Consider the following 26118-nt stretch of genomic DNA (forward strand, 5'->3'; position numbering starts at 1 on the left):
CCACGGAGGTATGCCTATTGCCTTCGCTCATGCCTGTGCTTGTCACCGGCATCCAGCCCGCCCCGGCATTGAGCGCAGGAAGGCTCTCTTTGCGCCAACAAAGGAAGGCGGACTTCAATTTCTATTCTGGGGCAGCGCCGCGTTACTCGAGGTCGTGCGTCCTTTCGGTGGGGAGCGCCGGTTCTCCAAAAGGCGCAACAGCAAGTTCCGTTTTCTCTTGCGCTGGACAAGATCAATATCACTGACAAGCTTTGCGCCGCCCTCGCGCCGCTCCAATGTGATCTTGCGGCTATGGAAGGCTTCGAGCTCAGCTCGATGCGCTACGCTTATGATGGTGACCTTCGGCAATTCATAAATCAACATCTCCATCATCTTGTCCTGACTCTTCTCATCGAGTGCTGACGTTGCTTCATCCAACACGATGATATCGGGAGTGTGTAGCAGGAGACGCGCAAAGGCGAGCCGCTGCTTTTCGCCACCCGACAACGTCTGGTCCCATGGCGCGTCCTCCTCGATCTTGTCGTTCAGATAATCAAGTCCTACATTCTCGAGGGCCGCCTTGATCTCATCCAGCGTCCAGCTATCGGCGGCGCGGGGATAGGCGACCGCACGGCGAAGCGTCCCGGAAGGGATATAGGGCCGTTGCGGTAACATGAACAGTCGTCTGTCGGCGTGGAAATTGACGCTGCCGTCACCCCACGGCCAAAGACCTGCGATGGCCCGCACGAGCGTGCTCTTGCCTGAACCGGATTCTCCGGCTACGAGTACCCGCTCGCCGGGTTCGATCGCGACCTGGGTTTCCTTGACCACGGCAGTGCCGTCGTCAAGTGACACGGAGAGATCGTTCAGGCTGAGCATCGTATCGCCTTCAGTTTCACCGCGCTTGATGCGTCCCAAGGCGTTGCTCTGTTCCGCGCGCTCGAGCCCGTCGAGCGACATCATCAGCGAAGCGATGCGGCGTGCACAGGCGTTCCAATCGGCGAGACGGGGGTAGTTGTCGACCAGCCATCCGAACGCGCTTTGAACGATGGCGAAGGCAGAGGCAGCCTGCATCACCTGTCCAAGGGTCATGCTGCCTTCGAGAAACTTTGGAGCGCAAAGCAAAACCGGCACGACTGGCGCAAACAAGCTCGATCCCTGCGACACAAGCGCTGTGCGCATGTGTTGGCGCGCAAGGAGCGCCCATTGCCTGAGCACCTTGGCGAACGTCTTCTCGACGTCGTTACGCTCCTCCTCTTCACCGCCGAGCAATGCGATACTCTCGCCGTTTTCCCGTACATGCGTCAGCGTGTAGCGAAATTCGGCTTCCGCCTGATTTTTGACCTCAGAGACGTGGACGAAATGGCGGCCGATGACCGCCATCGAGCTCGATGTGATCGCGGCATAGAGTACCGCGGTGATGACAAGGAAGCCAGGAACAGCGACGGTCGAACCTGCGATTGTCAGACTGAGGGCTCCGCCGATGGTCCAAAGCACCACGATGAAGGTCGAGGCAGACAGAAATGCGGAAATGACACCCGCGATGAAATCGACGGGTGATTCGGTGGCAATCCGCAAATCTTCCGCGACGCGCGCTTCGGGGTTTTTGTGGTCGCCGCCGATGAGGTTCAACTGATAGTAACGGCCGTTTGCGAGCCAGCGCGCGATGACTGCGGTAGTGAGCCAGCAACGCCAGCGGCGCTGAATCGTCATACGAAGGGCGACTTGTGCAACGACGAGGACGACGGTTCCGAGCACCAGTGGCAGGAATACGGCGCTCAGAAAATATACGGTGCGGGCATTATGTTGCTCTATGGCGTCAAAAATTGCGCGGTTCCAGACATTGATTCCATACTGAAAGCCGACATTGATGCCGATCAGGGTCAATAGCCCGATTGAGCACGGCCACGCGAGGCTGTCGCCGCCGCGGCTCCAGTAACCGCGCGCGCTGATCCAGAAACGCGTTAGCAAATATCTCTTGCGCGCCTGCTCGGCCTCCTCAGGCGTCAACTCTGTATCGGGTTCGATGACATTTGGGGGCGGCGCGACCTCCACAGTCGATGCCTTCTCTTGGCGCGACGTCTCGGCACCGTGCGGGTTGGTGCCGTCGACCGATTTCGGATTGAATTTAGCGTCGGTCATACGCACGACAACGGCGTAAAAATCAAAAGGTTTCATGATGCCAGTGTCGAACATGGCATCGGAGGGCGTGTCGAGAACTCACAAGGCACCGGGACGCCACGCCACATTGCGCATTCTCCAAGTCGGCATGCGTGGATGCTGAGAAGGGGAGGCTCGGGCACAACGACCACGCCCGGCAAGACAACTGCAAGAACTTGAGCCCTTTCTTCGGCTGCCGTCCGGTAGGCGTCGGGTACCGCTCCTCCCGTAGTTATGACGTCCTCAATGAATGTAAGGCGGCTTCCCGCGACATCCCCTCGCTCTCGCGACACGTGCCATACTTTGCCTCTTTGCGAACCAAACAGGCAGGGAGGCCTGTTCCGCACATTGGAAATGGCTGGCGTTCTCCCCGGCTTGAGCGTTAACTGTTGTTCTGACGGAGGAGGTAAGCCATGGCCATGTATCTCACGCGCTTCAGCTACACGCCCGAGACGTGGGCGCGCATGATCGAAAACCCCGAGGATCGCCGAGAGGCGGCACGTACTTATATCGAATCCGTGGGCGGAAAGCTCCATGGGTTCTGGTACGCCTTTGGCGAGCATGATGGTTGGAATCTGTGGGAGGCGCCTGATAACGCATCGATGGCGGCTGTCGCGCTTGCTATCGGCGCAGGAGGCGCGCTCAGCTCTGTTGAGACCACTGTCCTCCTCAGCGTCGAGGATACGATCGAAGCCTTGGAAAAGGCGAAGTCGATTCGATATCGTCCCCCGGCAGCGTAGGCGGCGGCCCAATGCTTCCCATCCATGTTGAAGACGAGTGCTTCGCGCCTGTCTCGTCCCCGGCGCAATCTCTCTGTGAATTGCGCCGGAGGCAATAAGGGTCCGCATGGGGCCGGAAGCAGACAAGACGTTTCGCCTCGCACCACACTCCGTTTAAGAGGCTGGCTGCTTGTCTTCCGCGAGAGTGTGCGCCACGACCGCATTTGCATGACCGTGGCCCATTCCGTGTTCGCTCTTCAGCATACCGACAAGTTCCATGTGCTTCGCAGGATAGTGCTTTCGCACGAGCTCTTGCCAGTCATCGATAGGACGGCCGTATTTCTTCTCGATTGATGGAAAATAGGAAGCAGGTCCTTTGATCTTCTCGGTGGTCATAGCGCGTCATCCCCTTTTCGTGCCGCATCGATCACAGCTACGTCGATTTTCCTCATCGTCATCATCGCGTCGAATGCGCGCTTTGCTTGTTCGCCACCTGCTGCAAGCGCGTCCATTAGAATGCGAGGTGTGATCTGCCAGGATATTCCCCACTTATCCTTGCACCAGCCGCATTCGCTTTCCTGACCGCCATTGCCGACGATGGCGTTCCAATAGCGATCTGTTTCTTCCTGATCCTCGGTGCTGATCTGGAATGAGAAGGCTTCGCTGTGCTTGAATGTGGGGCCGCCGTTCAATCCGATGCACGCGACACCCGCCACCGTGAACTCGACGACCAACACGTCTGCCTCTTCTCCGTCGGGGTATTTGTCGGGCGCGCGGATGATGGCTCCGATCTTGCTGTCTGGGAAGGTGTCGGCATAGAAGCGGGCGGCTTCCTCAGCGTCCTTGTTGTACCATAGACAAATGGTGTTCTTAGACATCGCGTCGTTCTCCTGGTCGTTGTCCTTCAAATCGAGAGCCCGACCTGATGATACGATGACGCACCAGCCGCCCCCGATCCGACATCATGATCAAAATCGCTGCTCTCTTTTAACCCCTCTCGTCTTGCGCGGACCAAACGCCTCGGGCCGACAGGCAGCTTCGGCCGCCTTGCGCGCCAAGAGCGGCCATTGCGACCGTTGCAGAATTCCCTATTCTGCGATGTCGTAAAAGTCAGGAAAACAAGTGTCGTTTTAATCGGGGACTTCTGCGAAAGGTCAATGACCGCTTTCGGCGCCTTTTACGCACACTCAGCACAGTCAGCCGGCACAGTGGTCTTAATTTCGGCGAAAGAGGTGTCGAAGCTCCGTAGGCGTCAAAATCAGGGATGAATAATATGGCCACCTTTATCCTTATACCCGGAGGCTGGCAGGGCGGTTGGGTCTACCAAAAGGTGGCAGATATACTTACTGCGCACAGGCACAAAGCCTTACCGATCACTCTTTCGGGGCTCGGCGATGCTCCCGCCCCAACGGCCAATCTTGAAGATCACATAGATGAGGTCGTTAGTGCTGTGAAGTCGCATCGCGACGACCTGGTGATTGTTGGACAATCCTACGGCGGGATGGTCGTGAGCGGCGCAGCTGATGCTGCGGCATCGCAAATCCGGGCGTTGGTCTATGTAGACGCCTATGTGCCTGATTCCGGTGACTCTGTCTGGTCCCTGACGACGCCTCGTTTTCGAGATGTCTTCGTCGCGGGCGCGAAGGCTGACGGACTAACTTGCGCGCCGCCTCCCAATCTTGACCCGCGATGCCGACCGCATCCGATTGGGACGTTTCTCCAATCAATCAATCTCAGCGGACGTTGGCGTGAAGTGCCGCGCAAGACCTTCATCGGCGCATTTGGATGGGAAGGAAGTCCGTTCCTTGACCTTTATCAACGCTTAAACGGCGAGCCGGAGTGGTCGACCTTTGCCCTCGATTGCGGGCACAATGTAGCACGGCTGGAGCCCGAGGCTCTGACCGAGATATTGCTAGCTCAGGTTTGACAAACCAACGACTGCAATCCACCCCAATACGACATGCCGTGCAGCGAAATTCCTTATTTTCGCGCCAAAAACCGACGGTGCTGAATTTTTAGGAAATCTCTGTCGCAAAATTCCCTCGTTAGCGGCAGCGCAGAGCGTCGCAGCATTCGAGGACGGCCGGGATTGTCCTTCTCACCTGACTGGAAACGCCGCGGCGGGAGCCCGAAGCGGGCTCCCACGGTCCGCGAGCTTTTGAAGCGGCCCGGATCGTCGTCGACTGCAGCCTTGAAGCTCAATGCCGTCGCGTATCCGACACCTGGAACTCTCATAAACCGCGTGGTGACGGAGTCTTGGTGAGCTACCCTTCGGACACGTCGATCGACTTCAAGAAAGGAAGCTGCCGTTGGTGGCACTTCTACCGAACTGCGCAGGTGGCTGGATTCCTGCGACCGGCACAGGAATGAGGATGGATGGAACCAATTGCCGCCATAAAAGATGAAGTCTCCCGCTTACGGGTCAGACGGAGACCTAAGCATACCTCACCCAAGCACATCATAGAGCCGGAAGATCCAGCTGATCTGATAGAGCAGGCCGAGGCTGACGAAGGCGATGTGGAAGCGGCGGTTCCGCGTCCAAGCCGCGACGACGCAGAGGACGATATAGGCGAGGTTGCGGATGAGATATTCACGGCCGAGCGCATGGACATAGGCCTGGCCCTTGAGCCAGGTATCGCCGAGGTCCACGGCATAGGTCAGCGCCAGCATGCCGAAGAACCATGTGCGCCGGGAGATGAAATAGTCCTCGTAGTCGCCATACTCCTCGATCGAGGTCGGGAAGAGCAGGACGCTAAGGAAATAAAACAGGCAGCAGAAGCTGATGAGGAAGAGGTAAACGCCGAAGGTGATGACGACCAGCGAGCCGAGGCGATACTCCCACCACCAGAAATGGATGATGAAGAGGAACATCGACGCGACCCAACCGAGATGGACGTGGTAGACGCGGTGTTTCTTAGGCGACTGGACGATGCCGGCGAGACCCGTGAGCAGGCGGGTGAGGCTGAGGCCGATGACCATCGCCATTATGGCGCGGATATAAACGAAGACCTCCGGTGTCGCCGCCGCCTGCACGATGTCACTCCTCGGGGACCGGCTTCGGCGCGCCGTTTTCGTCGAGCGCCACCATGATGAAGGTGCCGGCCGTGACCTTTTCCATCTTGTTGTAGCGCGAACGGTGCGCCCAGGCCTCGACGCAGAGGGTGATCGAGGTACGGCCGACGCGGTCGATGTCGGTAAAGACCGAAAGTGTGTCGCCGATCTTCACCGGCAACTGGAAAGCCATTTCCTTGACCGCGGCGGTGACCACGCGGCCCCTGGCGCGTTCGGCGGCGCGGATGCCGCTCGCCAGGTCCATCTGCGCCATGACCCATCCGCCGAAGATATCGCCTGCGGGGTTGGCGTCGCCAGGCATGGCAAGCGTGCGGAGCGTCAATTCGCCTTTCGGCTTCGGGGTCTCGGTCATGGTCCTACTTCGTGATGTTTGCGGTTTCGATTCCGCCCGCACGGTAATGCAAAGCGCAAGCGAAATGAACACGCAAACGGCCGGCGTTTGTGCGCTAGGTGTCGCCGGTACTGAAATAAATCTCTTTAATATAAAATTCTAAGATAATTCAGATTGTTGCAACGGGAGCCGGACCGCCGGCATCCACCTTCCGTTACGTTATGTCGCCTCACTCTAATATTAGTTCACCGTCCAGTAATGGATCCCCCTCATCATTCAAAGATCGATTCTGCATGGGAATGCCGGGGGAATTCATGCGTAACATCAAGATATCAACGCGTCTCTATTGTCTCGTCGGCCTGACGCTGGCGATCTTTGTGGCGACGATGGTTTTCTTTCTGAACTATTCTTATTCCGAACTGGAAATGGAAAGAAAATCCGGTCTTGCGCAGATGGACGCGACGGCGGTCAACATCCTGCAGAAATACTACAAGATGGAACAGGCCGGCACGCTGACGCGCGATGAGGCGCAAACGGCGGCGAAAGACGTGATCGCTGCCATGCGCTACGGCGGCAGCGGCTACTTCTGGATCAACGACATGCACCCGGTCATGGTGATGCATCCGATCAAGCCGGAGCTGAACGGCACCGACCTTTCGCAGAACAAGGACCCGGCCGGCAAATTCCTATTCATGGAATTCGTCAATGTCGTGAAGGCCCGTGGCGAGGGTTTTGTCGACTACTATTGGCCGAAGCCAGGTGCTGAACAGCCCGTCCTGAAATACTCGCACGTCGCTGGCTTCGAGCCCTGGGGCTGGATCGTCGGCACCGGCGTCTATTCCGACGACCTTGCAGCCCTCTACTGGCAGAATGCGATCTGGACGGCGATCCTTTGCGCGATCGGAGCTGCGATCATCGTTTCCGTCGCCTATGCGATCGTCAAGAGCGTTACCGCACCCGTCGCACGGATCGGCGCGGCGATGCATGAGATCGCAGGCGAGAACGGGGCGGTCGAAGTCTCCGACAGCGATCGGCGGGACGAGATCGGCCACATGGCAAAGGCCCTGCTGGTATTGCGCGACTCGATGCTCGACCGCACCAAAATGCGTGCCCGTGAAGACGAGCGCCAGCGCGAGATCGACGGCGAACGCCGCGGCAATGAAGAGAGCCTGCGCGCCGCAGCCGAGCGCCAGAACCACGCGATGCAGACGCTGGGGGCCGGCCTCGAGAAGCTTGCAGCAGGCGATCTCACGGTTTCGATCGGCGATCTGGGCGAGGACTATTCAAAGCTGCGCACCGACTTCAATGCCGCCGTCGGCGCGCTCAACGACGTCATCCAGGCGATCGCCGAATCGAGCAATGTCGTGAACGACAACGCATCGGGTATCAGCGAGGCTACCAACAATCTGTCGAAGCGCACCGAGCAGCAGGCTGCTGCTCTCGAAGAGACGGCAGCCGCACTCGATGAGATTACCGCAACGGTGCGGACCGCGTCCGAACGGGCGACCGAAGCCCGCGAGATGGTCGCCGAGACCAAGGCGAGTGCTGGAAAATCCGGCGAAATCGTGCGGAATGCCGTTAGCGCGATGAGCCGGATTGAGGACTCCTCCAGCCGGATCGGCCAGATCATCGGCGTGATTGACGAGATCGCGTTCCAGACCAACCTTTTGGCGCTGAATGCCGGTGTCGAGGCCGCACGCGCAGGCGAGGCCGGCCGGGGCTTTGCGGTCGTGGCGCAAGAGGTTCGTGAACTCGCGCAACGTTCGGCAAACGCCGCCAAGGAGATCAAGACGCTGATCAGCAACTCGGCGGCGGAAGTCGAATCCGGCGTGGCGCTGGTTCGCTCGACGGGCGATGCTCTGGTCGAGATCGAGACGCTGGTGAACAAGGTCAACGACCATGTGAATACAATTGCCACCGCGGCGCGCGAGCAGGCAACGGGCCTCCACGAGATCAACACCTCGGTCAACCACATGGATCAGATGACCCAGCAGAACGCTGCCATGGTGGAGGAGACGACGGCGGCGAGCCAGACGCTTGCCGAAGAGAGCAGCCAGCTTCGTACGCTGCTTGCCAAGTTCCGCCTCGGCTCGCGCACGTCGCAGCATTACGCACGGCACGCAGCTTGATCAGCAGTGGAGCCGGGCTCGCCCGGCTCCACTCCCAAGGGTAAGCTTTCATTCATCGTTTTTAGCTAAATTCGAGTCAAATTCTTCAATGCAAGCAGGGCTGCGGGAGCGATGGAGAGTATTGTGTCTACCTCCCTTTTGCGGCGCGTCGCGCTGCCGGTCCTGATATCCACCACCCTCGCGACCTGTTCCATCAGCGACGGCATGATACCGCCGGCAAGCATCGACCGGGGGACCAAGGTGAGTTCGATCTCGCCTATGCCGGGGCAAGGCGCGAAGCGCATGGCGCCCGCCGATGCGCAGCCGTCCTATCCCGTTTCCAACGCACCGGTTTCAAACACGGAAGGCTCGATCGATTATCTCGACACGCCGAACCTTGCAGGCGCCGGGCATTCTGCGCGCGCGGGCAGCCAGCCGATGCCGAAGAAGCTGCCGATGATCGACAGCGATGAGGGACTGGCGCAAGGGCAGGGGCAGCCGCGGAACTGGGGCGGCACCCAGCAGCTTGCAGTGCCTTCCGGTGGCGTCAACATGGATGCGGAGCTTGGCGCGGAACCCGTCGTCGGGCTGGCGCAGGAACAGCAGATGCAGATCGCCGAAGGAAATTCGGCTGAACCTGTGGTCGACGGGATCGGCACCGACAATCCGACGCAATTGAACCGGACGGCAATGCCGCGGCCCGCCGCACAAGCCGAGATGAGCCGTGCCCCCGTGTGGAACGACGGCAGTTCGGTGATCGAGCCGTCGCGCGTTCCCGAAGAGGACGAGAGCCAGGAAGTGGCGATGCTCAGGCCGAACGACCCGATGATGAGCCGGCCCGTCGCCCCGGACCCGAACGTGATGCCGGCCTCCGAGCTTGCCTGCCGCCGTGAGCTGAAGCGCATGGGCGTGATCTTCACCGATAAGCCGGCGATCAACGACGGCCCGTCCTGCCAGGTGCCTTATCCGGTCTCGCTGCAGGGGCTTTCCGGCAATATCGGCGTGAGGCCTGCGGTGACGCTGAACTGCCAGGTGACGCTTGCCTTCGCCAAATGGGTGAAGAACGAACTCGCGCCATCGGCCCGCTTTCGCTACTGGTCTGGCGTCAAGACGATCCAGCCGCTCGGCGGCTATTCCTGCCGGCGCATGAACAACAGCCGCCAGAGATATAATCCGATGTCCGAACACGCACGCGGCAACGCGATCGACGTCGGCAAGTTCGTGCTGAAGAACGGCCACCAGATCGACGTGCGCAGGAAGGGCCTCTTCTCGTTCCGCGAGGGCAGGCTACTCAAGGCCGTGCGCTCCGACAGCTGCCGGTATTTCAACACCGTGCTCGGTCCCGGCAGCAACCCGGAGCACTGGAACCATTTTCACTTCGATCTCAGATCCCGCAAAGGCGGCAGGATTTATTGCAATTAAACCTGGTGGGCGACCGATGCGGGGCAGGTGGGTAGCGGATGGCAGCTTGGCGCCAAGAGCCAGGCGGAGCGCTCGCATTGGCAATGCCGACTTAAAGCGTATTCTCAGACCGGATCGCGAAGATCGTCAACGCGATCCGATCCCGACAACCTTTGCTCGATCCTGAGTGCTACTCATTGATCTCCGGCTCGACGAGCCGTGCCAGGTTTCGCAGCGACTCCTGCCAACCGAGGTAACACGCCTCTGGTGGAATAACGTCGGGCACGCCTGCCTGCGTTATCTCCAGCTCGGTCCCGACCGAAACTTTCTTCAAGGTCACAGCGACTTCCATTTCGCCAGGCAGGTTGGGGTCGTCGAATTTGTCCGTGTAGCGCAGGCGTTCGCCTGGGGCGAGCTCGACATATTCGCCACCAAATGCGTGGCTTTTGCCCGTTGTAAAGTTCCGGAAGGACATTTTGAACTTTCCGCCGACTGTCGGTTCAAAGTGATGCACAGTGCAGGTAAAGCCGTTAGGGGGAAGCCACTTGGCGAGCGCATCCGCTTCGAGAAACGCGCGATAGACCTTCTCCGGGCTGGTTGCCAGGACGCGATGCAAGCGTATGGTGTTCGGCATGGTCGTGATCCTTTTGAATTGATGGAATTGACGATCCTAAGGACGTACGAGGCTTTGCCAATCCGACACCGGATCGATCTGTTGTTGAGGTAAAATTACTGAGGCCCCACGCTGTACGATCTTAACCGAGATCAGCCATCGTCGGAAAAACAAACCCTTCCGCTTTGCGCCAAAACGCAGACGTTGCCCACTAGAGGCTGACCGGCTGCCGCATAGGCGACCAAATTACATCCCACCATTGCGACCGTGAGTATTGTCCCATGGCACGCTATCAGGGAGGACGACATGACCGTCAAACGCATTGTCGCGAACATTGCGGTTTCCGATATAGAAGCCGCCAAGGCTTTCTACCAGGGCATCCTCGGCATGGATGTCGTCATGGATCATGGATGGATCGTAACTTATGCGGCGGATGCGAGCGCGGGGCCGCAGGTCAGCTTTGCGACCGAAGGTGGCTCCGGAACGGCTGTGCCCGACCTTTCTATCGAAGTCGACAATCTCGATGAGGTCTATCAGCGGGTCATCCGCGAAGGTATCGTGGTGGAATATGGTCCGGCGAGCGAGCCTTGGGGGGTGCGGCGATTTTACGTGCGCGACCCTTTCGGGCGCCTGGTGAATATCCTGAGGCATGCGTAATTTCACTGCGGTATGGCAGGAATCGGATGCTTTTAGACGAAAAAAAGAAAGCCGGCCCAGGAGCCGGCTCAAGCTGGGCCGGCCGGGCAGGGGAACGCGAGGCCGGATTCTTAGGATTTCGTGACTGGCAATGACTGCTTACTATACGCGAGGCAGCGAAAATCGGACGTAACGAGCGCCCTGGAAACGGTTCCGCAAAGGAATGGGCGGCGGCGCGGAAGCCGTTGCTTGCCTCGACACTTCTTATCTGCGAAGAAGATCACCGCTTGATGACAAATAAAACCTGCGGCTGATTTTCTTTTCCGTGATCCGGCCTGCTTGGAAGGTGGGGAGATCGCGATGCCGGCTGTTTCGGAGCTTGCCCTTTTTGCACTGATGCTGGCGGCTGCGGGCGCGGTTGCGGGCCTGCTTGCCGGTCTCTTCGGCATCGGCGGCGGCGCGATCCTCGTTCCGGTCTTTTATCAGGTGTTCGGCTGGCTCGATGTGCCGGAGGCGGTGCGCATGCACCTGTCGGTCGGCACCTCGCTTGCGATCATCGTTCCGACGTCGCTCAGGTCCTATATGGCGCATCGCAGTCACGGGGCGGTCGACCAGAAGCTCCTGAGCGGTTGGATCATCGCCGTGCCGCTCGGCGCGATTATCGCGGCGGTGATTGCCTCTGAAGCGTCGAGCGTGACCTTGCGATTGATCTTTGCAGCCGTCGCGCTGCTCGTCGCCTTCCGCATGATGTTCAACCGCGCGAGCTGGCGGCTCGGCAGCGACTTGCCGGGTAATCCATTCAAGTTCCTGGTCGGGACGGGCATCGGTATTCTTTCCGGCCTGATGGGGATCGGCGGCGGCGTTCTCAACAATACCTTCATGACGCTCTATTCGCGGCCGATGCACCAGGCGGTGGCGACGTCTGCAGGCGTTGGCGTGCTGATCTCGCTGCCCGGATTGTTCGGCTATGTCTGGGCCGGTTGGGGTGTATCGGGCCTGCCACCGTTTTCGACCGGCTTCATCAACTGGATCGCCGTGGTGTTCATTATTCCGCTGACGATGTATATCGCCCCGATCGGCGCGCGGCTCGCCCACCGGATGAGCAAGCGTCAATTGGAGATCGGCTTCGGCATCTTCCTGATCGTCACTGCGGCGCGGTTCCTCATCAGCATCTACGCATAAAGATGCTTTCGCTGAATAGTCTGTTCAGCGCCGGCAGGATGTCAAAGTGTAACAAAGGGGCTATATAGCGGACGAAAAACGAGGAAATACTCAAGAAATCCGCAATGGCACCCATCATTTCCATCCGAAACCTCACAAAAAGCTACGCCAACGGGTTCGAGGCGCTGAAAGGCATCGATCTCGATGTCGAGAAGGGCGAGATCCTGGCCCTGCTCGGGCCGAACGGCGCGGGGCAAGACGACGATGATTTCGATCGTCTGCGGCATCGTCAATCCGAGCAGCGGCCAAGTGCTGGTCGCCGGGCACGATGTCGTCAAGGATTTCCGGGCGACGCGGACGATGATCGGGCTGGTGCCGCAGGAACTGACGACGGATCAGTTCGAGACCGTCTGGAATACGGTGAGCTTTTCCCGCGGGCTGCACGGCAAGAAGCCGAACCCGGCGCATATCGAGAAGGTGCTGCGCGACCTTTCGCTGTGGAACAAGAAGGACAATATGCTGCGGGAGCTTTCCGGCGGCATGAAGCGGCGCGTGCTGATCGCCAAGGCACTCAGCCACGAGCCGGAGATCCTCTTCCTCGACGAGCCGACGGCGGGCGTCGACGTGACGCTGCGCAAGGATATGTGGCGGGTCGTGGAAAGGCTGCGCGAGTCCGGCGTCACCATCATCCTGACGACGCATTACATCGAAGAGGCCGAAGAGATCGCCGACCGCGTCGGCGTGATCAACGGCGGCAAGCTGCTGCTGGTCGAAGACAAGACCGCGCTGATGACCAAGCTCGGCCGCAAGCAGCTGATCCTCGAGCTTGCCGAACCGCTGGACGAGCTGCCCGAATGTTTCTCCGGAAACGGCCTGTCGCTGGAACCCGACGGAAACCGGTTGATCTACGATTTCGATGCGCATAGCGAGCAGGAGAGCATCGCCGCGCTGCTCACCCGGCTTGCGGCGCAGAACATCCACTTCAAGGATCTTTCGACGCGGCAGAGTTCGCTCGAGGATATCTTCGTGGCGCTCGTGGGAGGCACGAAATGAACTTCGAAGCCATCAAGTCGATCTATTTCTTCGAAATGGCGCGCACGCGCCGCACGCTGCTGCAGAGCGTCTTCTCGCCGGTGATTTCCACCTCGCTCTATTTCATCGTCTTCGGCGCGGCGATCGGCTCGCGCATCCAAGAGGTGGAAGGCGTTTCCTACGGCGCCTTCATCACGCCGGGGCTCATCATGCTGACGCTGCTCGGGCAATGCATCGGCAACGGTTCCTTCGGCATCTATTTTCCGAAATTCACCGGCACGATCTACGAGGTGCTGTCAGCGCCGGTTGCGATGACGGAGATCCTGCTCGGCTATGTGGGAGCTGCGGCCACCAAGGGGCTGCTGATCGGGCTCATTATCCTTCTGACGGCCAATGCCTTCGTGGAGGTCAGGATCGAGCATCCCTTCATGATGATCCTGTTCTTCCTGCTGACGGCGGTCACTTTCAGCCTGTTCGGCTTCATGATCGGCATATGGGCAGGCAACTTCGAGCAGTTGAACCTGATCCCGATGCTCGTGGTGCCGCCGCTGACCTTCCTTGGCGGCAGCTTCTATTCGATCAACATGCTGCCGCCCTTCTGGCAGGCCGTCAGCCACTTCAATCCGGTGCTCTATCTGGTGAGCGGTTTCCGTTGGAGCTTCTACGGCATCGCCGACGTCAATCCGTTGCTCAGCCTTGGGATGATCACCATGTTCCTGGCGATCTGCCTTGCGACACTTGGCTGGATTTTCAAGACGGGATACCGGCTGCGGAACTGAGTCAGGCCTGCGCCGGCGGATGTTGTCGACGGCGATATTGCCTTCGAAAACGCCGCGCTCTAAGCGCCTGCCGTGCTCGATCTCGACGACGGTATAGAGCTTGTCGTTGCGGAAGGCGCTGGCGTTCATCGTCGTAACGTCTTCGGCGGCGCTGAATCGACCTCCATGAGAATCGAGTTCGCAGCTTGCGGCGACGATGCTGGCATCGCCTGCCGTGCGGGCTTCGACCACGATCTCGCCCTGCGAGGGTGAATTTTGCCAGTTCAGATCGTTGGCGGCGGCGACCGGGACCAGGCGATGGACATTGAGCGCTCCGCCATCGCCCGCTGCTGCGGAAGCCTCCTTCGCAGCATCATCGATCTGCGCTTGGCTTTCGACCGATTTACCGAAGCGTGTGCGGCTGATGCCAGTTAAACGCGTCCGTGCCGCCGGTCTTGGCGCTGTTCGACATGATCGGCCGCCTTTGCAAGACTGTGCCGGCCGGCGATCAGATCCTGTTGATTGTCGGCAGGAAGGATACGACCTGCCTGCGGTTGGCGGCATCCAGGGTGTCTATACGGTCTTTCCAGAATTGTGCGGCCTCGGGCGTATCTTTTTCCCAGCAGCGTGTGGATACGATGTTATCGTCGATCACCGCCCGGCGATGGCCGCCCAGGCGTATATATTCGTCCGCGAGTTGCTTCGAGGGATTATCCATGGCCAGCGCCTCCTTTCAATCCTTTCAACCCAGATGCGGGACGCAAGGTTCCACGGGTTGAAGAATATAGAGCCGGGCGCGACGCTATGCGCCGCTCCTCAAGCGCTCTTGGGTGCCTTCTGCGAGGTGTTCAGTGCCACAGCGGCGCGAATGAGCGCCTCCAACGCTTTTTCATCGATCTCGTCGCCCTCATGGAAATCGATGGCGCGCCTCGTGTTGCCTTCGAGGCTGGAGTTGAAGAGGCCTGAGGGATCCTCCAAGGAGGCTCCCTTGGCCAAGGTCAACTTCACGGCATTCTTATAGGTCTCGCCGGTGCAGATGATGCCGGCGTGCTCCCACACGGGAACCCCTAACATGTTCGAGGGCTTTCTCCATTTTACCTCCTCGACCACTTCGGGGTCGGCCTTCTTGATGAGGCTTCGCAGCCGGGCGAGCGTCTCGCCCCGCCAATCGCCCAGCGCCGCTACTTTCGCATCGATCAGTTGAGACGGAGAGGCTTCTGCTTCCTTCACGGCGTTCTTCTTCATGGTGGTTGTCGCTTTCATCATGGTGGTCGCTCACAGTCGTTCGCCGGGCAACTGGCTGGCTTGCTTCACCCAGTCGGCGAACTGAGCTTCGTCCAGTTCGTCCTCATGGATGTCGAGATAGCGCACGTCCTTGTGCTTGGATCGGCCGGGCGGAAGAGGGCGAAGCGATGTGCCGCGGAAGAACGTCACTTTCACGTATTTCGTGAAGCAATGAAAGCTGAGGAACCAGACATGGTCCTCGACACCATAGAAGGGCGAGTTCCATTTGACCGCCTTGTGCACGCCGGGGACGGTGCGCTCGATGAGCGCGTCGAGGCGGCGCCCGACGTCGCTCTTCCAGCCCGGCATGGCCGCGACGTAGGCCTGCACGGGGGCGTCGCCGTAACCCTTGGCGATCTGAGGGTTGCCGCCTGAGAGGAGGACTGGTTCTGTGGAGGCCGGTTTGGCTGTGGCCTCGTTTGCGGCCTTCGCTGACTTCGTGGGCGTCTTGCGGTCCATTGTGTTCATGCCTCCCCGCTGACGCTTCGCGCGCTGCGCCACTTCGTGGCGTAAGGCAGCACGAACATGTAGAGACCGCTAAACAGGAGCAAGAATAGCGGCAGCAGTGGCGAGTAGACGACCCAGCCGGGAGGTTCTCCCAAGCCCATCGCGACGAAGTTGGCGATCACGGTCGCCGTAAAGGCGATAGACAGCCAGCGGTGGAACTGCCGAATCCAATAATTCCAGTCCAATGGGGCCTCCTCTGAGTATCAGCCGAAGCGCAACACGGAAAACATCAGTCTGCCCGCGTCAAGACCTGCTCCAGGTTTGCAAAGAACTGCTGCCACCCTGCCTTTGCGCCTCCGTAAGCCTGCTTCTGATCCGGCCGGAAGCCCGACTGCTCCATGCGCAGGTGGGTTCCCGTGCTCGTTGGGGTGAGCGTAAAGGTCACGACGCTCTGCAGATTAAAGGCTGCATCATTGTGCGCAAAATTCCAAGTGTAGGATAGTGTTCTGTTCGGCTCGACGGCGAGGACTTCGCAGTCCAGCACGCCGCCCCAGTCTCCGCGAAGATTGAAAAGGTGGCCTACGTCAGGCTTGAAGTCGTTCTTCATGAGCCACTCCTCGATCAGGTGTGGTTGCGTGAGCGCGCGCCAGATCTTTTCCGGCGGAAAAGGAATCTCCCGTTCGACAATGACGGAAAGCGATTCGGTCGCGGCTTTGTTCATTGGTCCATCCTTTTGAGCAGATCTTCGAGGTCGTTGAACCGGCTCTGCCAGAAGCCCGCCATCTGGCTTGTCCAGTCGATCAGCGGGGCCAGGGCGCCGAGTTGCGCGCTATAGTGCGTATGGCGGCCTTCGTGTCGGTCGCGCACCAACCCGGCCTGCTTCAGGACTCCAAGATGCTTTGAGACGACCGGCTGTGAGACCCCGGCCCGGGCCGTCAAGGCCCCGACCGTCTTTTCTCCCTCGCGGCACAGCCGCTCGAAGAGAGCTCGCCGGGTCGGATCGGCGAGCGTTCTGAAGAGCATATCGGGATCGTTCGACATTTGGGATCCATACCCCGCTGACTATTGATCGACGTATAGTCGTAGAGGTATGAGTGAGTCAAGCTGAAACGCGGAGCGGGATGTGCCGATCACCGAATAGGCATCCGCCATTTTACCATACCCCGTTGGCTATGCGTGGTGCATTGTGGTCACCGAAGATGCGTGGCCGTGGCAATGAGGCGAAGCGCGCCCCTGTTGCTGCTATTGAGCAGCCTAGTCGCGCATCCTGAGCTCGTCCGTCTGCATCTGCAGGGAACCCAGCGTTTGGAGGAAGCTCATGCCGAGCAGGCTCTGGTCGAGCGCGCCGTCTTCGGCGACGCTGGCGGCGACGTCGGTGCGCACGATGGGGCCGATGGCGATGCGGTCGAGCGTCACGGGCGCGGCGCGGGCGCGGCCGTTCGCCGTCATGACGGTCATCGAATAAGTGAGGTTTTCAGGGATGATACCGATCCGCTCGGCATCCGCATGCGACAGGGCCACCATGCTGGCGCCGGTATCGACGAGCATCGGGATCGTCTGGCCGTTGACGGAGACGTCGGCCTCGAAATGGCCGTTCAGCAGTTTGTGTAGGATGATCTCGCTGCTGCCCTCGCTGGTGGTGACGACGACGGCACGGCCAGGCACGAGGCCGGCAAGCAGGCGGTTGCCGACGCCGAACAGGTCCTGGCGGTAGAGATAGACGGTTGCGAGGGCCAGGATGATGACCAGCCAGATCATCAGGTTGCGCATGGTTTCGCCGGCGCTGCGGCGGCTTGCCCAAATGCCGGCAGACAGCATCAGCACGATCGGCAGGAGATAGACCATGCGCCCGAAATCGTCGATGTTCATGCCGAGCACGCGGTCGCTGTCGTGGTTGTAGACGAGCACCGCAAGGCCGATCGCGAGGATCAGAAGGAAGAGCCCGAGCCGGTTCATGAACGGTGCTCCGGCATTGCGGCCGCCTCGCGGACCAGGGCCGCCGGTTCGGCAAAGAGGCGCGCGGCAAGGACAGTCATGATGCGTTGCCTTTCCTCATCCGAATAGGACATCCAGTTGCCGATCTCCTGAAGCGTGCGGCCGCAACCCGTGCAAAAGCCGGTTGCGGGATCGATCGAGCATACGTGGATGCAGGGCGTTTGCATGAGCGGAATATCGTGATTTCACAAGGCCGTGGCAAGGGCGCAGAAAGCTGCGATTTCGGAAATCTGCTGGGCGGCGCCGAGCGTATCCCCCGTATGGCCCGCAAGCTTGCGGCGGATATAGAGCGTGAAGGCGATGACCGCGATGCCGGTTGCAAGCAGGCTGCAGACAAGCGCCAGCAGGCCGAGCGCCGGCCAGACGAGAAGGGCTGAAAAGAGGCAGGCCGACACGACCGCGACATGCATTGCGCTTTCGCCGGGCTGGCCCGAGGAGGCGGCGATGCCGTCCGTTTTTGCGGGCGGCAGACGGTGCCAGTGCCAGACGAGGGCGGCACGGCTGAGGCAGGCGGCCGCGGGAATAGCGAAGGCGGCGGCAAGGGGGGCGACCTCGCGGGCGATGGCGGCAAGGGCTGCGGCGCGAAGTGCTAGCGAGAAGACGAGGGCAATCGCGCCGTAGCTGCCGATGCGGCTGTCCTTCATGATCGCCAGCGCGTGGTCGCGGTCGCGTCCGCCGCCGATGCCGTCGGCAGTGTCGGAGAGCCCGTCCTCGTGCAGCGCGCCGACGATGAGCGTCTGGACGGCGAGTGCGACGAACGCCGCCATCAGACGGTCGGCGCGCAGGCCAAGGAGAATGAGAAAGACGAGGGCCGGAAGAAGGCCGATCAGAATACCGGCGAGCGGGAAGGCGCGTACCGTGCGACTGAGCTTGCCGTCGTCTGCGCAAAAGACCCATTGCGGCACGGGAAGCCGGCTCAGGAAAGCGACGGCGCGGGCGGTGTCGAGCGCATAGGCCTTGATGTTCATGTCCCCAACTTCATGCATGAAAGGTTCGACGCTTTTCGAGTTGTGACGCCTGGCCGCTGCCTTTAATAGAGTCGCGACGAAAGAAGCCGATTTGTCTGCAAAAGACAAGTTGACCCCGGATCTCCGGACCGAAGCAAATACAAGGAAGCCGCATTCATGAGCGTTTCAGGCCTGCCGTTCGACGATTTCCGTGCGCTGCTGCGCGATCTGCCGGGACCGGATACCCGGGCGCTGGTGGCAGCGCGCGAGCGCGACGCGCAGCTGACGAAGCCGCCGGGCGCGCTCGGGCGGCTCGAGGAGATCGCCTTCTGGCTGGCGGCCTGGACGGGCAGAGCGCCGGCCGTCAACCGGCCGCTGGTTGCGATCTTCGCCGGCAATCACGGCGTGGCGAAACAGGGTATCACGCCCTTTCCGCCGGCGGTGACGCAGCAGATGGTGGAGAATTTCGCTGCCGGTGGTGCGGCGATCAACCAGATCTGCGTCGCCTACGATCTCGGGCTGAAGGTCTTCGATCTGGCGCTCGACTATCCGACCGGCGACATCACCGAAGAGGCAGCACTTTCCGAGCGCGACTGCGCGGCGACCATGGCCTTCGGCATGGAGGCGATTGCGGGTGGCACGGACCTGCTCTGCATCGGCGAGATGGGGATCGGCAACACGACGATCGCTGCGGCGATCAATTACGCGCTTTACGGCGGCTCGGCGCGCGACTGGGTCGGCCCGGGAACCGGTTCCGAGGGCGAGATGCTGGAGCGCAAGGTGGCAGCCGTCGAGCGCGCTGTCGAGCTGCATCGCGACCATCTGAACGATCCGCTGGAAATCATGCGCCGCCTCGGCGGCCGCGAGATTGCGGCAATGGCCGGCGCCATTCTTGCTGCGCGCGTCGAAAAGATACCGGTGCTGATCGACGGCTATGTGGCGACGGCGGCAGGCGCCATCCTGCAGGCGGCCAATCCGTCGGCGCTCGATCACTGCCTGATCGGCCATGTCTCAGGCGAACCGGGGCATCTCAGGGCGATCGAGATGCTCGGCAAAACGCCGCTTCTTTCGCTCGGCATGCGGCTTGGCGAGGGGACGGGTGCGGCCCTTGCCGCCGGCGTCGTGAAGGCCGCCGCGGCCTGCCATTCCGGAATGGCGACATTCTCGCAGGCGGGCGTTACCAACAGACACTGAGCGCTGCGGCTTTGTGTCAGATGGATGACGGGTGCTTGCGGCGGAAGCCTGGAACCGGTATTCGCATTTTGACCGATAGACGGCGGCTGCGGCCGCCGCCGACTGCAAGACGAGGGCGCGCTTTGACCAAACCTGCCATAGGCAAACTGACGGGTGTGAGCCATTTCTTCGCTGCCGCCGTCTATTCCTGGGCGGGCTTCCAGCGCCTGATCAAGGAATCGGCTTTCCGGCAGGAGCTGCTTTTTGCCGCGGTTTCGCTGATCCTGCTTGCCGCCGTCGGTGCATCGCTGTGGGAAATGATGATTGCCGTCGTGCTGTTTCTGGTGCTCTTCGCCGTCGAGGCGCTGAATACGGCAATCGAGGAGGTGATCGACCGCATCTCGCCGGAAATCTCGATGGTCGGCAAACATGCGAAGGATCTTGGCTCCTTTGCCGTCCTCTGCGCGATTGCCGCGTGCGGGCTCTATCTTCTCGTCACGATCGGCACGCGCCTCATCGCGATCGTCTTCGCCTGAGGCGGATGGCGTCAGGCATCAGGATTTTCTCCGATCGCTTTTTCGAAAAACAGGCTGATCGGTGACGGCCTGTAGGCGCCGTAAGGGGCCGCGCTCCTTGTATCCGGCCCAACGATACAGGCTTTGTCCATCCGTATTCCTGATACCGACTTCCATCTTGATAAGACGAATTCCTTTGGACAAGGCCGCTGCTTCCACGGCTTGCAACAGTGCTCTTCCAACGCCCCTTTGTCTGACCCTCTGATCCACGATCATCCGCTTGAGCTCCGCCGTGCCATCATGATCGTCGACGAGCGCGCAGCACCCTGCTGCGGAAAGATCGCCAGTGCGTGCGACAAAGACTGAAATATGTGGTGCGGATAATGCCTCCGGATTGAGCGGCCTTCGATACTCGCCGGGATAGAGCGAAGCCGCAACTGCATCGGACAGTAAGAGAAGCGACGCCACGTCATCTTGCCGCGGGCTTTCCTCTCTGACGGTCAATATCATTTGCACTGATCTGTCACCCTGGTTTCGCGCAGATTGCCGAGATTAAGCGAAGCTCTTCCGCTTGCGGGAAACGGGCTGCGCTTCCTCGACGGCCGGCAGGCTCTGCAGCACGCGCCGGGCAGGCAGGATGGCGATCACTTCGGTGCCTTCGCGCAGCTTTGATTTCAGGACAAATTGGCCGTCATGCTTGGCAAGGATCGCCTGGACGATCGGCAGGCCGAGGCCGGTGCCCTGTTCGGCGCTCTTGATGGCGATCGAGCCCTGGCCGAAGGCGGAGAGCACGACGGGGATTTCGTCCTCGGGAATGCCAGGGCCGTTGTCCTTGATGGAGATGTACTGGCCGCCACCTGCCGTCCAGCCGACCTTGACATGGATTTCACCGCCTTGCGGCGTGAACTTCACTGCGTTTGAGAGCAGGTTCAGCACCACCTGGCGCAACGACTTCTCGTCGGCCCAGACAGAAGGCAGCTCCGGTTCGAACTGCTGGGTGATGGAAATGTTCTTGCCCCTGGCACGCAGTTGCACCATGCCGATGCAATCTTCCGCGATATCAAGGAGCGAGATCGCTTCTTCGATGAGCTCGTATTTCCCGGCCTCGATGCGCGATAGGTCGAGGATCTCGTTGATGAGGTTCAGCAGATGCTGGCCGGAGCGGTGGATGTCGTTCGTATATTCCTTGTAGGTCGGATTGTTCAGCGGGCCCATGACCTCGGCCGACATCACCTCGGAGAAGCCGAGGATGGCGTTCAGCGGCGTGCGCAGCTCATGTGACATGGAGGCGAGGAAGCGCGACTTGGCAAGGTTGGCCTCTTCCGCGCGCCGGCGCGCTTCGTCGGACATGGATTTGGCGACTTCGAGCTCGGCGATCAAGTCGTCCTTTTCCGACTGGAAGGAGAGGATCTTGAGGTTCGACTGGAAGAGGCGGTCGCTGATGTAGTTGAAGAAAATGATGGTCGTCGTGAAAACGGCAGTGAGGCTGAGCTCAAGCAGGTCGCGCGAGATGCCGGCCTTTGCAGCGAGTGCCACGACGGAGGGTGCGAAGGCAACGAGCACGGCGGGCGTCAGCATGAAATTCGACATTGCCGTTACGGAAAGTGCGATGAGAAGCGTCGCGCCCTTAAAAAGGATGAAGCCGGAGGGATCGCAGGCGCTGCAGTCCTGAAGCGCAAAAACGGCCCAGCAGCTGCCGATCATCAGCTGGCCGAAAAGCAAGACGCGGCGCCATTTGCGCGCCGATTCCGGAGTTATCTCCTTTTTGCGGGCGCGGCGCACGAGATAGACGTTTGCCGCATAGGCAGTCAGCGTCAGTACGGCCCAGAGGAAGATTTGTGTGTTGCCGGTGAAATAGATGCCGAGGACCGCAATGATGATGACGAAGAGCGGCATGATCGACGCGCCCTGAATGAAGGCGCTCATATACATCCTGAGCGCGTCCCGATCGAAGGCGGCGGCGGAGGAATGGCCGGATTGCAGCCGCTCGCGCGTCTGCCGCACAGCCCTGGAGACAGGCTTGTTGCGGTGACTGCGGGATTTGTCGACGATAATCTTATCGGTCGATGTGCTAACGCCGGTACTCATGTGCACAATGATACTTGATCCGCGGATGGTTCCACCGTAACCCGCAATTCTTAAGAAGTTGTTTGCCATTTTTGCCAACGGTTTGTTTTTCAAGGAGGCGAAAGCGTGGCGCGTGGTTTCGAAACGATACGCGACGGTGTCACAGCTTTCGCAATGCTCGCGCTGATCTGGCTGATCGCCGCAAAGCTCAACGACAAGCCCGATACCGTGCACGCCGGCCAATTTCATGCGGCAGACGGCGACAGCCTGACGATCGGTGCCGAACGCATGCGGCTGAAGGGCATCGATGCGCCGGAGCTCAACCAGATCTGCGAGCGCGGCGGAAGGCGCTGGGCCTGCGGCCGGGAGGCAAAAGAGACATTGCAGGGTCTGGTGGCTGGCCGGGATACCCGATGCGGCGGCGCCGAACGGGACCAGTATGACCGGCTGCTCGTCGTCTGCCGGAGCGGCGGCATCGATCTCAACGGAGAGATCGTGGCCAGAGGCATGGCCGTCTCTTATGGGAACTACGAGCGGGAAGAGGAGAGGGCGCGGGCGGAAAGGGCAGGTCTCTGGGCGGGGACATTCGAACGGCCGCGCGACGTGCGCGACCATGAGCACAGGCAATCGGGATTCGAGGATGCGAGGCGGCTTGTCCGGCAGGTGACGGGATGGCATTGACGGGCGAAGCGGCGCTTGCCGCGCTGCACAGCGAAATTGCGCACTGTCGCATCTGCCGCGATCGGCCACTGCGGGCCGACGATCGGCTTCCGCACGAGCCGCGGCCGGTCGTCGTGATGTCGTCTACCGCGCGCATCCTGATTGCCGGCCAGGCGCCAGGCCTTAGGGTGCATGAAAGCGGCATTCCCTTCAACGATGCCTCCGGCGACCGTCTGCGCGACTGGCTGCAGGTGGAGCGCGAGACATTCTACGATGCAAAGCGGTTCGCGATCGTGCCGATGGGCTTCTGTTTTCCGGGCTACGACGCCAAGGGCAGCGACCTGCCGCCGAGACGGGAATGCGCGCCGCTCTGGCGCCAGAGGGTGATCGATCGGATGCCGCAGATCGAGCTTGTGCTCACTGTGGGGCAATATGCCCAGGCATGGCATATGAGCGGATTGCGCAAGCCGAACATGACCGAAACGGTGAAGGCGTGGCGCGAGACGCTGTTTTCAAACCGCAGTCCGGCGGTCTTGCCGCTGCCGCATCCGAGTTGGCGCAACAGCGGCTGGCTGAAGCGCAATCCCTGGTTCGAAGAGGAACTGCTTCCGGTGCTGCGGAACAGAGTAAAATTGCTCACATCCTGAAACAAAATTCTTTTCTGGCGCCGGAATCGCGTTATATAGAGAAAATAATTCGAAAAGGGCTTTCGCATATGGACCGTCTCGACCGCAAGATACTGCGTCTTTTGCAAGAAGATTCGACTTTGGCAGTTGCCGATCTCGCCAAGAAGGTGGGGCTTTCGACAACGCCGTGCTGGCGCCGTATCCAGAAGATGGAAGAGGACGGCGTGATCAAGCGCCGCGTCGCCATCCTCGACCCCGAGAAGGTCAACACGAAGGTCACGGTTTTCGTCTCGATCCGCACGGCGACGCATTCGATCGAGTGGCTGAGGCGTTTTTCCGAAGTCGTCTCGGACTTTCCCGAAGTGGTCGAATTCTACCGCATGAGCGGCGACGTCGATTACCTGCTGCGCGTGGTCGTGCCGGATATCGCCGCCTACGACGCCTTCTACAAGCGGCTGATCGCCAAGATCGAGATCCGCGACGTTTCCTCGGCTTTCGCCATGGAGCAGATCAAGTATTCGACGCAGCTGCCGCTTGATTACATGGTCTTGGACAATGCGAAGTCCAGCGAGGATTGAGGTCTAGCCATTGTGCGGGAAGAGCAAGGTTGGCACGTGCCGCCTATTATCGCGGCTATCGCGGTCAAGTAACCGCACCGGCAACGTTGCTGTTTTGTGCTGTCATTGCCCCGCCTCATGCCTGTGCTCGTCACAGACCAGTGCGCCCAAGTCCTTGGGCGCGGAAGGCCCTTAAACGTCGCATCAGTCATTCACGGCGCAGACACGATGCTGCAAATAGCGAACGTCGCGTCTGCCGTTGCATTCCCTCATGCTCGCACTCGCCGGGCTCCTAGGTCCATCGCCCCATTACCTTCTCATTGGTCAACGCCCTGACGGCGTCCTTGCCGATCCAGCGGGCGATCTTGTCGGGGCTTGCGGCAAGGCGTTCGGCGAGGGCCAGAGCCGGGGCGTGGCAGTCGCGGCTGCGCTTGCCGATGTTGCGCAGCGCCCAGTTGACGGCTTTGCGCACGAAGTTGCGCGGGTCGCCGGAATGCGCCTCGATCAAGGGGAGCCAGGCGAGGAGAGTTTCGTCCGGGTCCTGCTTGCGGTGGACAGCAGCGCCGGCGATCATGGCAAAGGCGGTGCGGCGGACGAATTCGCGATCGTCGGCGGCAAATTGCAAAATCACGTCATCGAGCCTCGCCTCGACGAAGAGGTCTGCGGCGCAATCGACGATTTCCCAGGAGTTGAAATCCTTTACCCAGCGGCAGGCTTCGGCGGGCGTGAGCTTCTTCGCCTCGGCTGTGTAGAGCGCCAGCATGCGTGCCTCGCGGATATCGCTTTGCCAAAGCTCCTGCGCGCGGGCGTGGTCCTTCTTCGCAAGGCGGGCGATTTTCTGGAGATCGGGATTGGAGATGCCGAGCGCGCTACCGGTGACGATGCCGAAGCGGATCATGCCGGCAATGTTCTCCTCCGAGCGCAGCGTCTGCAGATGCGCGATCAGCTCGGCTGCGCTTGCGGAGGGGCCGATCATTTTTCCAGACGCGCGAGCAGGGAGGACGTATCCCAGCGGTTGCCGCCGATCGCCTGGACGTCGCCGTAGAACTGGTCGACGAGGGCAGTGAGGGGCAGTTTCGCGCCGTTGGCGCGTGCTTCGGTGAGCACAATGGAGAGATCCTTGCGCATCCAGTCGACGGCGAAACCGAAATCGTATTTACCTTGGCTCATGGTCTTGTGGCGATTTTCCATCTGCCAGGAGCCGGCAGCACCCTTGGAGATGACGTCGATAACCTTCTCGATGTCGAGGCCGGCACGCTTGCCGAAATGGATGCCTTCGGCGAGACCCTGAACGATGCCGGCGATGCAGATCTGGTTGATCATCTTGGTGAGCTGGCCGGAACCGGCAGGACCCATGAGGCCGACCATGCGGGCATAGGCGTCGATGACCGGCCTTGCCTTTTCGAAGACGGCTTCATCGCCGCCGCACATGACGGTGAGCACGCCGTTTTCCGCACCTGCCTGGCCGCCGGAAACCGGTGCGTCAATGAAATCGCTGCCTTTTGCCTTGGCGGCTTCATAAAGCTCGCGGGCGACTTCGGCGCTGGCGGTGGTGTTGTCGATGAGCACGGCGCCCTTCTTCATGCCTTCCAAAACGCCGCCCCTGCCGGTGGTGACCGAACGCAGGTCGTCATCATTGCCGACGCAGGTGAAGACGAAATCGGCATCTGCTGCAGCTTCGGCAGGCGTCGCGGCGGATTTGCCGCCGAACTTGGCGGCCCAGTCCGCAGCCTTGGATGCCGTGCGGTTATAGACCGTGACGTCGTGGCCGCCCTTCGTCTTCAAGTGACCTGCCATGGGGAAGCCCATGACGCCGAGACCGATGAACGCGACTTTTGCCATATGCCAGATCCTTCTCCTGAATTCGGGGCATGATT

The 26118-nt window shown here is 60.4% G+C and carries 32 protein-coding genes and 2 pseudogenes; 13 read left to right on the forward strand and 21 right to left on the reverse strand.

Annotated features, from left to right (window positions below; all coding sequences use genetic code 11):
* Positions 1-114: 114 nt before the first annotated feature.
* A complete protein-coding gene (locus tag ACZ9DP_RS23365) occupies positions 115-2121 on the reverse strand; it encodes an ABC transporter ATP-binding protein/permease (protein WP_476205462.1) in 2007 nt (668 codons plus the stop codon).
* Between the two features lie 431 nt (positions 2122-2552).
* Here ACZ9DP_RS23365 and ACZ9DP_RS23370 point away from each other — a divergent pair, with 431 nt between their 5' ends.
* Entirely contained in the window at positions 2553-2879 is a 327-nt protein-coding gene (locus ACZ9DP_RS23370) for a GYD domain-containing protein (protein ID WP_476203732.1), read from the forward strand.
* A gap of 153 nt (positions 2880-3032) precedes the next feature.
* Here ACZ9DP_RS23370 and ACZ9DP_RS23375 read toward each other — a convergent pair whose 3' ends face one another.
* Positions 3033-3254 (reverse strand): DUF4287 domain-containing protein, encoded by a 222-nt coding sequence (locus tag ACZ9DP_RS23375; protein WP_092587333.1) that lies wholly within the window; start codon positions 3252-3254, stop codon positions 3033-3035.
* Positions 3251-3736 carry a VOC family protein gene (locus ACZ9DP_RS23380; protein ID WP_476205463.1) on the reverse strand — a complete coding sequence of 162 codons (486 nt, stop codon included), beginning with the start codon at positions 3734-3736 and terminating at the stop codon, positions 3251-3253. Before ACZ9DP_RS23380 ends, ACZ9DP_RS23375 begins: the two co-directional genes overlap by 4 nt.
* A 395-nt stretch (positions 3737-4131) precedes the next feature.
* On the opposite strand from ACZ9DP_RS23380, the gene ACZ9DP_RS23385 reads away from it, so the two are divergent.
* Entirely contained in the window at positions 4132-4785 is a 654-nt protein-coding gene (locus ACZ9DP_RS23385) for an alpha/beta hydrolase (RefSeq protein ID WP_476203733.1), read from the forward strand.
* A 53-nt stretch (positions 4786-4838) separates the two neighbouring features.
* Here ACZ9DP_RS23385 and ACZ9DP_RS23390 read toward each other — a convergent pair whose 3' ends face one another.
* From ACZ9DP_RS23390 to ACZ9DP_RS23400, 3 genes are all read right to left on the reverse strand, one after another.
* Entirely contained in the window at positions 4839-5093 is a 255-nt protein-coding gene (locus ACZ9DP_RS23390) for a transposase (RefSeq protein ID WP_476203734.1), read from the reverse strand.
* Positions 5094-5303: 210 nt separating this feature from the next.
* The gene (locus tag ACZ9DP_RS23395) at positions 5304-5843 is read right to left on the reverse strand and encodes a hypothetical protein (RefSeq protein WP_372417510.1); all 540 of its coding nucleotides are present in this window, start codon (positions 5841-5843) and stop codon (positions 5304-5306) included.
* 52 nt (positions 5844-5895) lie between these two features.
* On the reverse strand, positions 5896-6282 hold the full coding sequence (locus ACZ9DP_RS23400; RefSeq protein WP_074068537.1) for an acyl-CoA thioesterase: 387 nt from the start codon (positions 6280-6282) through the stop codon (positions 5896-5898).
* A 293-nt stretch (positions 6283-6575) separates the two neighbouring features.
* On the opposite strand from ACZ9DP_RS23400, the gene ACZ9DP_RS23405 reads away from it, so the two are divergent.
* Together ACZ9DP_RS23405 and ACZ9DP_RS23410 are read left to right on the forward strand one after the other, a co-directional pair.
* Positions 6576-8390 carry a methyl-accepting chemotaxis protein gene (locus tag ACZ9DP_RS23405; RefSeq protein ID WP_074070295.1) on the forward strand — a complete coding sequence of 605 codons (1815 nt, stop codon included), beginning with the start codon at positions 6576-6578 and terminating at the stop codon, positions 8388-8390.
* Positions 8391-8513: 123 nt separating this feature from the next.
* Positions 8514-9791 carry an extensin-like domain-containing protein gene (locus tag ACZ9DP_RS23410; RefSeq protein WP_476203735.1) on the forward strand — a complete coding sequence of 426 codons (1278 nt, stop codon included), beginning with the start codon at positions 8514-8516 and terminating at the stop codon, positions 9789-9791.
* A gap of 169 nt (positions 9792-9960) precedes the next feature.
* Here the strand turns inward: ACZ9DP_RS23410 and ACZ9DP_RS23415 are convergent, their stop codons facing one another.
* Positions 9961-10404 (reverse strand): SRPBCC family protein, encoded by a 444-nt coding sequence (locus ACZ9DP_RS23415; RefSeq protein ID WP_074068533.1) that lies wholly within the window; start codon positions 10402-10404, stop codon positions 9961-9963.
* A gap of 285 nt (positions 10405-10689) precedes the next feature.
* Here ACZ9DP_RS23415 and ACZ9DP_RS23420 point away from each other — a divergent pair, with 285 nt between their 5' ends.
* The 4 genes and pseudogenes from ACZ9DP_RS23420 (at position 10690) to ACZ9DP_RS23435 (ending at position 13991) form a co-directional block, all read left to right on the forward strand.
* Positions 10690-11040: a VOC family protein gene (locus tag ACZ9DP_RS23420; RefSeq protein ID WP_074068530.1), complete on the forward strand. Its 351-nt coding sequence runs from the start codon at positions 10690-10692 to the stop codon at positions 11038-11040.
* A gap of 339 nt (positions 11041-11379) precedes the next feature.
* Positions 11380-12201 (forward strand): sulfite exporter TauE/SafE family protein, encoded by an 822-nt coding sequence (locus ACZ9DP_RS23425; protein WP_476203736.1) that lies wholly within the window; start codon positions 11380-11382, stop codon positions 12199-12201.
* 104 nt (positions 12202-12305) lie between these two features.
* Positions 12306-13233, forward strand: a pseudogene (locus tag ACZ9DP_RS23430) (ABC transporter ATP-binding protein).
* Positions 13230-13991, forward strand: a complete 762-nt coding sequence (locus tag ACZ9DP_RS23435) for an ABC transporter permease (RefSeq protein ID WP_074061487.1) — start codon at positions 13230-13232, stop codon at positions 13989-13991. Before ACZ9DP_RS23430 ends, ACZ9DP_RS23435 begins: the two are co-directional and overlap by 4 nt.
* On the opposite strand, the pseudogene ACZ9DP_RS23440 reads toward ACZ9DP_RS23435, so the two are convergent.
* The 10 genes and pseudogenes from ACZ9DP_RS23440 to ACZ9DP_RS23485 all read right to left on the reverse strand — a co-directional run.
* Positions 13992-14442: pseudogene (locus ACZ9DP_RS23440) on the reverse strand (hypothetical protein); the annotation flags it as partial.
* 36 nt (positions 14443-14478) lie between these two features.
* Complete coding sequence (locus ACZ9DP_RS23445; protein WP_052451528.1) at positions 14479-14688, reverse strand: hypothetical protein; 210 nt, start codon at positions 14686-14688, stop codon at positions 14479-14481.
* A 98-nt stretch (positions 14689-14786) separates the two neighbouring features.
* Positions 14787-15236, reverse strand: coding sequence for a DUF1801 domain-containing protein (locus ACZ9DP_RS23450; RefSeq protein WP_476203737.1), 450 nt, complete (start codon positions 15234-15236; stop codon positions 14787-14789).
* 9 nt (positions 15237-15245) lie between these two features.
* Positions 15246-15713, reverse strand: a complete 468-nt coding sequence (locus ACZ9DP_RS23455; protein ID WP_476203738.1) for a DUF1801 domain-containing protein — start codon at positions 15711-15713, stop codon at positions 15246-15248.
* A 5-nt stretch (positions 15714-15718) separates the two neighbouring features.
* Positions 15719-15946 carry a hypothetical protein gene (locus tag ACZ9DP_RS23460; protein WP_476203739.1) on the reverse strand — a complete coding sequence of 76 codons (228 nt, stop codon included), beginning with the start codon at positions 15944-15946 and terminating at the stop codon, positions 15719-15721.
* A gap of 44 nt (positions 15947-15990) precedes the next feature.
* Entirely contained in the window at positions 15991-16422 is a 432-nt protein-coding gene (locus ACZ9DP_RS23465) for an SRPBCC family protein (protein WP_476203740.1), read from the reverse strand.
* Complete coding sequence (locus ACZ9DP_RS23470) at positions 16419-16742, reverse strand: ArsR/SmtB family transcription factor (RefSeq protein WP_074068517.1); 324 nt, start codon at positions 16740-16742, stop codon at positions 16419-16421. Before ACZ9DP_RS23470 ends, ACZ9DP_RS23465 begins: the two co-directional genes overlap by 4 nt.
* A gap of 213 nt (positions 16743-16955) precedes the next feature.
* Positions 16956-17657, reverse strand: coding sequence for a TIGR02281 family clan AA aspartic protease (locus ACZ9DP_RS23475; protein WP_074068515.1), 702 nt, complete (start codon positions 17655-17657; stop codon positions 16956-16958).
* A complete protein-coding gene (locus ACZ9DP_RS23480; protein WP_074068513.1) occupies positions 17654-17863 on the reverse strand; it encodes a DUF1289 domain-containing protein in 210 nt (69 codons plus the stop codon). Before ACZ9DP_RS23480 ends, ACZ9DP_RS23475 begins: the two co-directional genes overlap by 4 nt.
* A gap of 18 nt (positions 17864-17881) precedes the next feature.
* On the reverse strand, positions 17882-18664 hold the full coding sequence (locus ACZ9DP_RS23485; RefSeq protein WP_476205465.1) for an adenosylcobinamide-GDP ribazoletransferase: 783 nt from the start codon (positions 18662-18664) through the stop codon (positions 17882-17884).
* A gap of 156 nt (positions 18665-18820) precedes the next feature.
* Between ACZ9DP_RS23485 and cobT the strand changes: the two genes are divergently transcribed.
* Together cobT and ACZ9DP_RS23495 are read left to right on the forward strand one after the other, a co-directional pair.
* Positions 18821-19837, forward strand: coding sequence for a nicotinate-nucleotide--dimethylbenzimidazole phosphoribosyltransferase (gene cobT, locus ACZ9DP_RS23490; RefSeq protein ID WP_476203741.1), 1017 nt, complete (start codon positions 18821-18823; stop codon positions 19835-19837).
* Between the two features lie 122 nt (positions 19838-19959).
* Complete coding sequence (locus ACZ9DP_RS23495) at positions 19960-20352, forward strand: diacylglycerol kinase (RefSeq protein WP_239598492.1); 393 nt, start codon at positions 19960-19962, stop codon at positions 20350-20352.
* A gap of 18 nt (positions 20353-20370) precedes the next feature.
* Here the strand turns inward: ACZ9DP_RS23495 and ACZ9DP_RS23500 are convergent, their stop codons facing one another.
* On the reverse strand, positions 20371-20841 hold the full coding sequence (locus tag ACZ9DP_RS23500; RefSeq protein WP_476203742.1) for a GNAT family N-acetyltransferase: 471 nt from the start codon (positions 20839-20841) through the stop codon (positions 20371-20373).
* A 42-nt stretch (positions 20842-20883) separates the two neighbouring features.
* Positions 20884-22419 carry an MFS domain-containing histidine kinase gene (locus ACZ9DP_RS23505; protein WP_074070294.1) on the reverse strand — a complete coding sequence of 512 codons (1536 nt, stop codon included), beginning with the start codon at positions 22417-22419 and terminating at the stop codon, positions 20884-20886.
* Between the two features lie 105 nt (positions 22420-22524).
* Between ACZ9DP_RS23505 and ACZ9DP_RS23510 the strand changes: the two genes are divergently transcribed.
* The 3 genes from ACZ9DP_RS23510 to ACZ9DP_RS23520 all read left to right on the forward strand — a co-directional run bounded on the left by ACZ9DP_RS23510 (position 22525) and on the right by ACZ9DP_RS23520 (position 24262).
* The gene (locus tag ACZ9DP_RS23510; protein WP_476203743.1) at positions 22525-23079 is read left to right on the forward strand and encodes a thermonuclease family protein; all 555 of its coding nucleotides are present in this window, start codon (positions 22525-22527) and stop codon (positions 23077-23079) included.
* Positions 23076-23705 carry a uracil-DNA glycosylase family protein gene (locus tag ACZ9DP_RS23515; RefSeq protein WP_476205466.1) on the forward strand — a complete coding sequence of 210 codons (630 nt, stop codon included), beginning with the start codon at positions 23076-23078 and terminating at the stop codon, positions 23703-23705. Before ACZ9DP_RS23510 ends, ACZ9DP_RS23515 begins: the two co-directional genes overlap by 4 nt.
* 68 nt (positions 23706-23773) lie before the next feature.
* Entirely contained in the window at positions 23774-24262 is a 489-nt protein-coding gene (locus ACZ9DP_RS23520) for an Lrp/AsnC family transcriptional regulator (RefSeq protein ID WP_074061474.1), read from the forward strand.
* 271 nt (positions 24263-24533) lie between these two features.
* On the opposite strand, the gene ACZ9DP_RS23525 is transcribed toward ACZ9DP_RS23520, so the two are convergent.
* Together ACZ9DP_RS23525 and ACZ9DP_RS23530 are read right to left on the reverse strand one after the other, a co-directional pair.
* Positions 24534-25217 carry a DNA alkylation repair protein gene (locus tag ACZ9DP_RS23525; protein ID WP_476203744.1) on the reverse strand — a complete coding sequence of 228 codons (684 nt, stop codon included), beginning with the start codon at positions 25215-25217 and terminating at the stop codon, positions 24534-24536.
* Positions 25214-26083 carry an NAD(P)-dependent oxidoreductase gene (locus ACZ9DP_RS23530; RefSeq protein ID WP_476203745.1) on the reverse strand — a complete coding sequence of 290 codons (870 nt, stop codon included), beginning with the start codon at positions 26081-26083 and terminating at the stop codon, positions 25214-25216. Before ACZ9DP_RS23530 ends, ACZ9DP_RS23525 begins: the two co-directional genes overlap by 4 nt.
* Between the last annotated feature and the right edge of the window lie 35 nt (positions 26084-26118).

This window comes from Rhizobium sp. USDA 4016 (assembly GCF_056279705.1).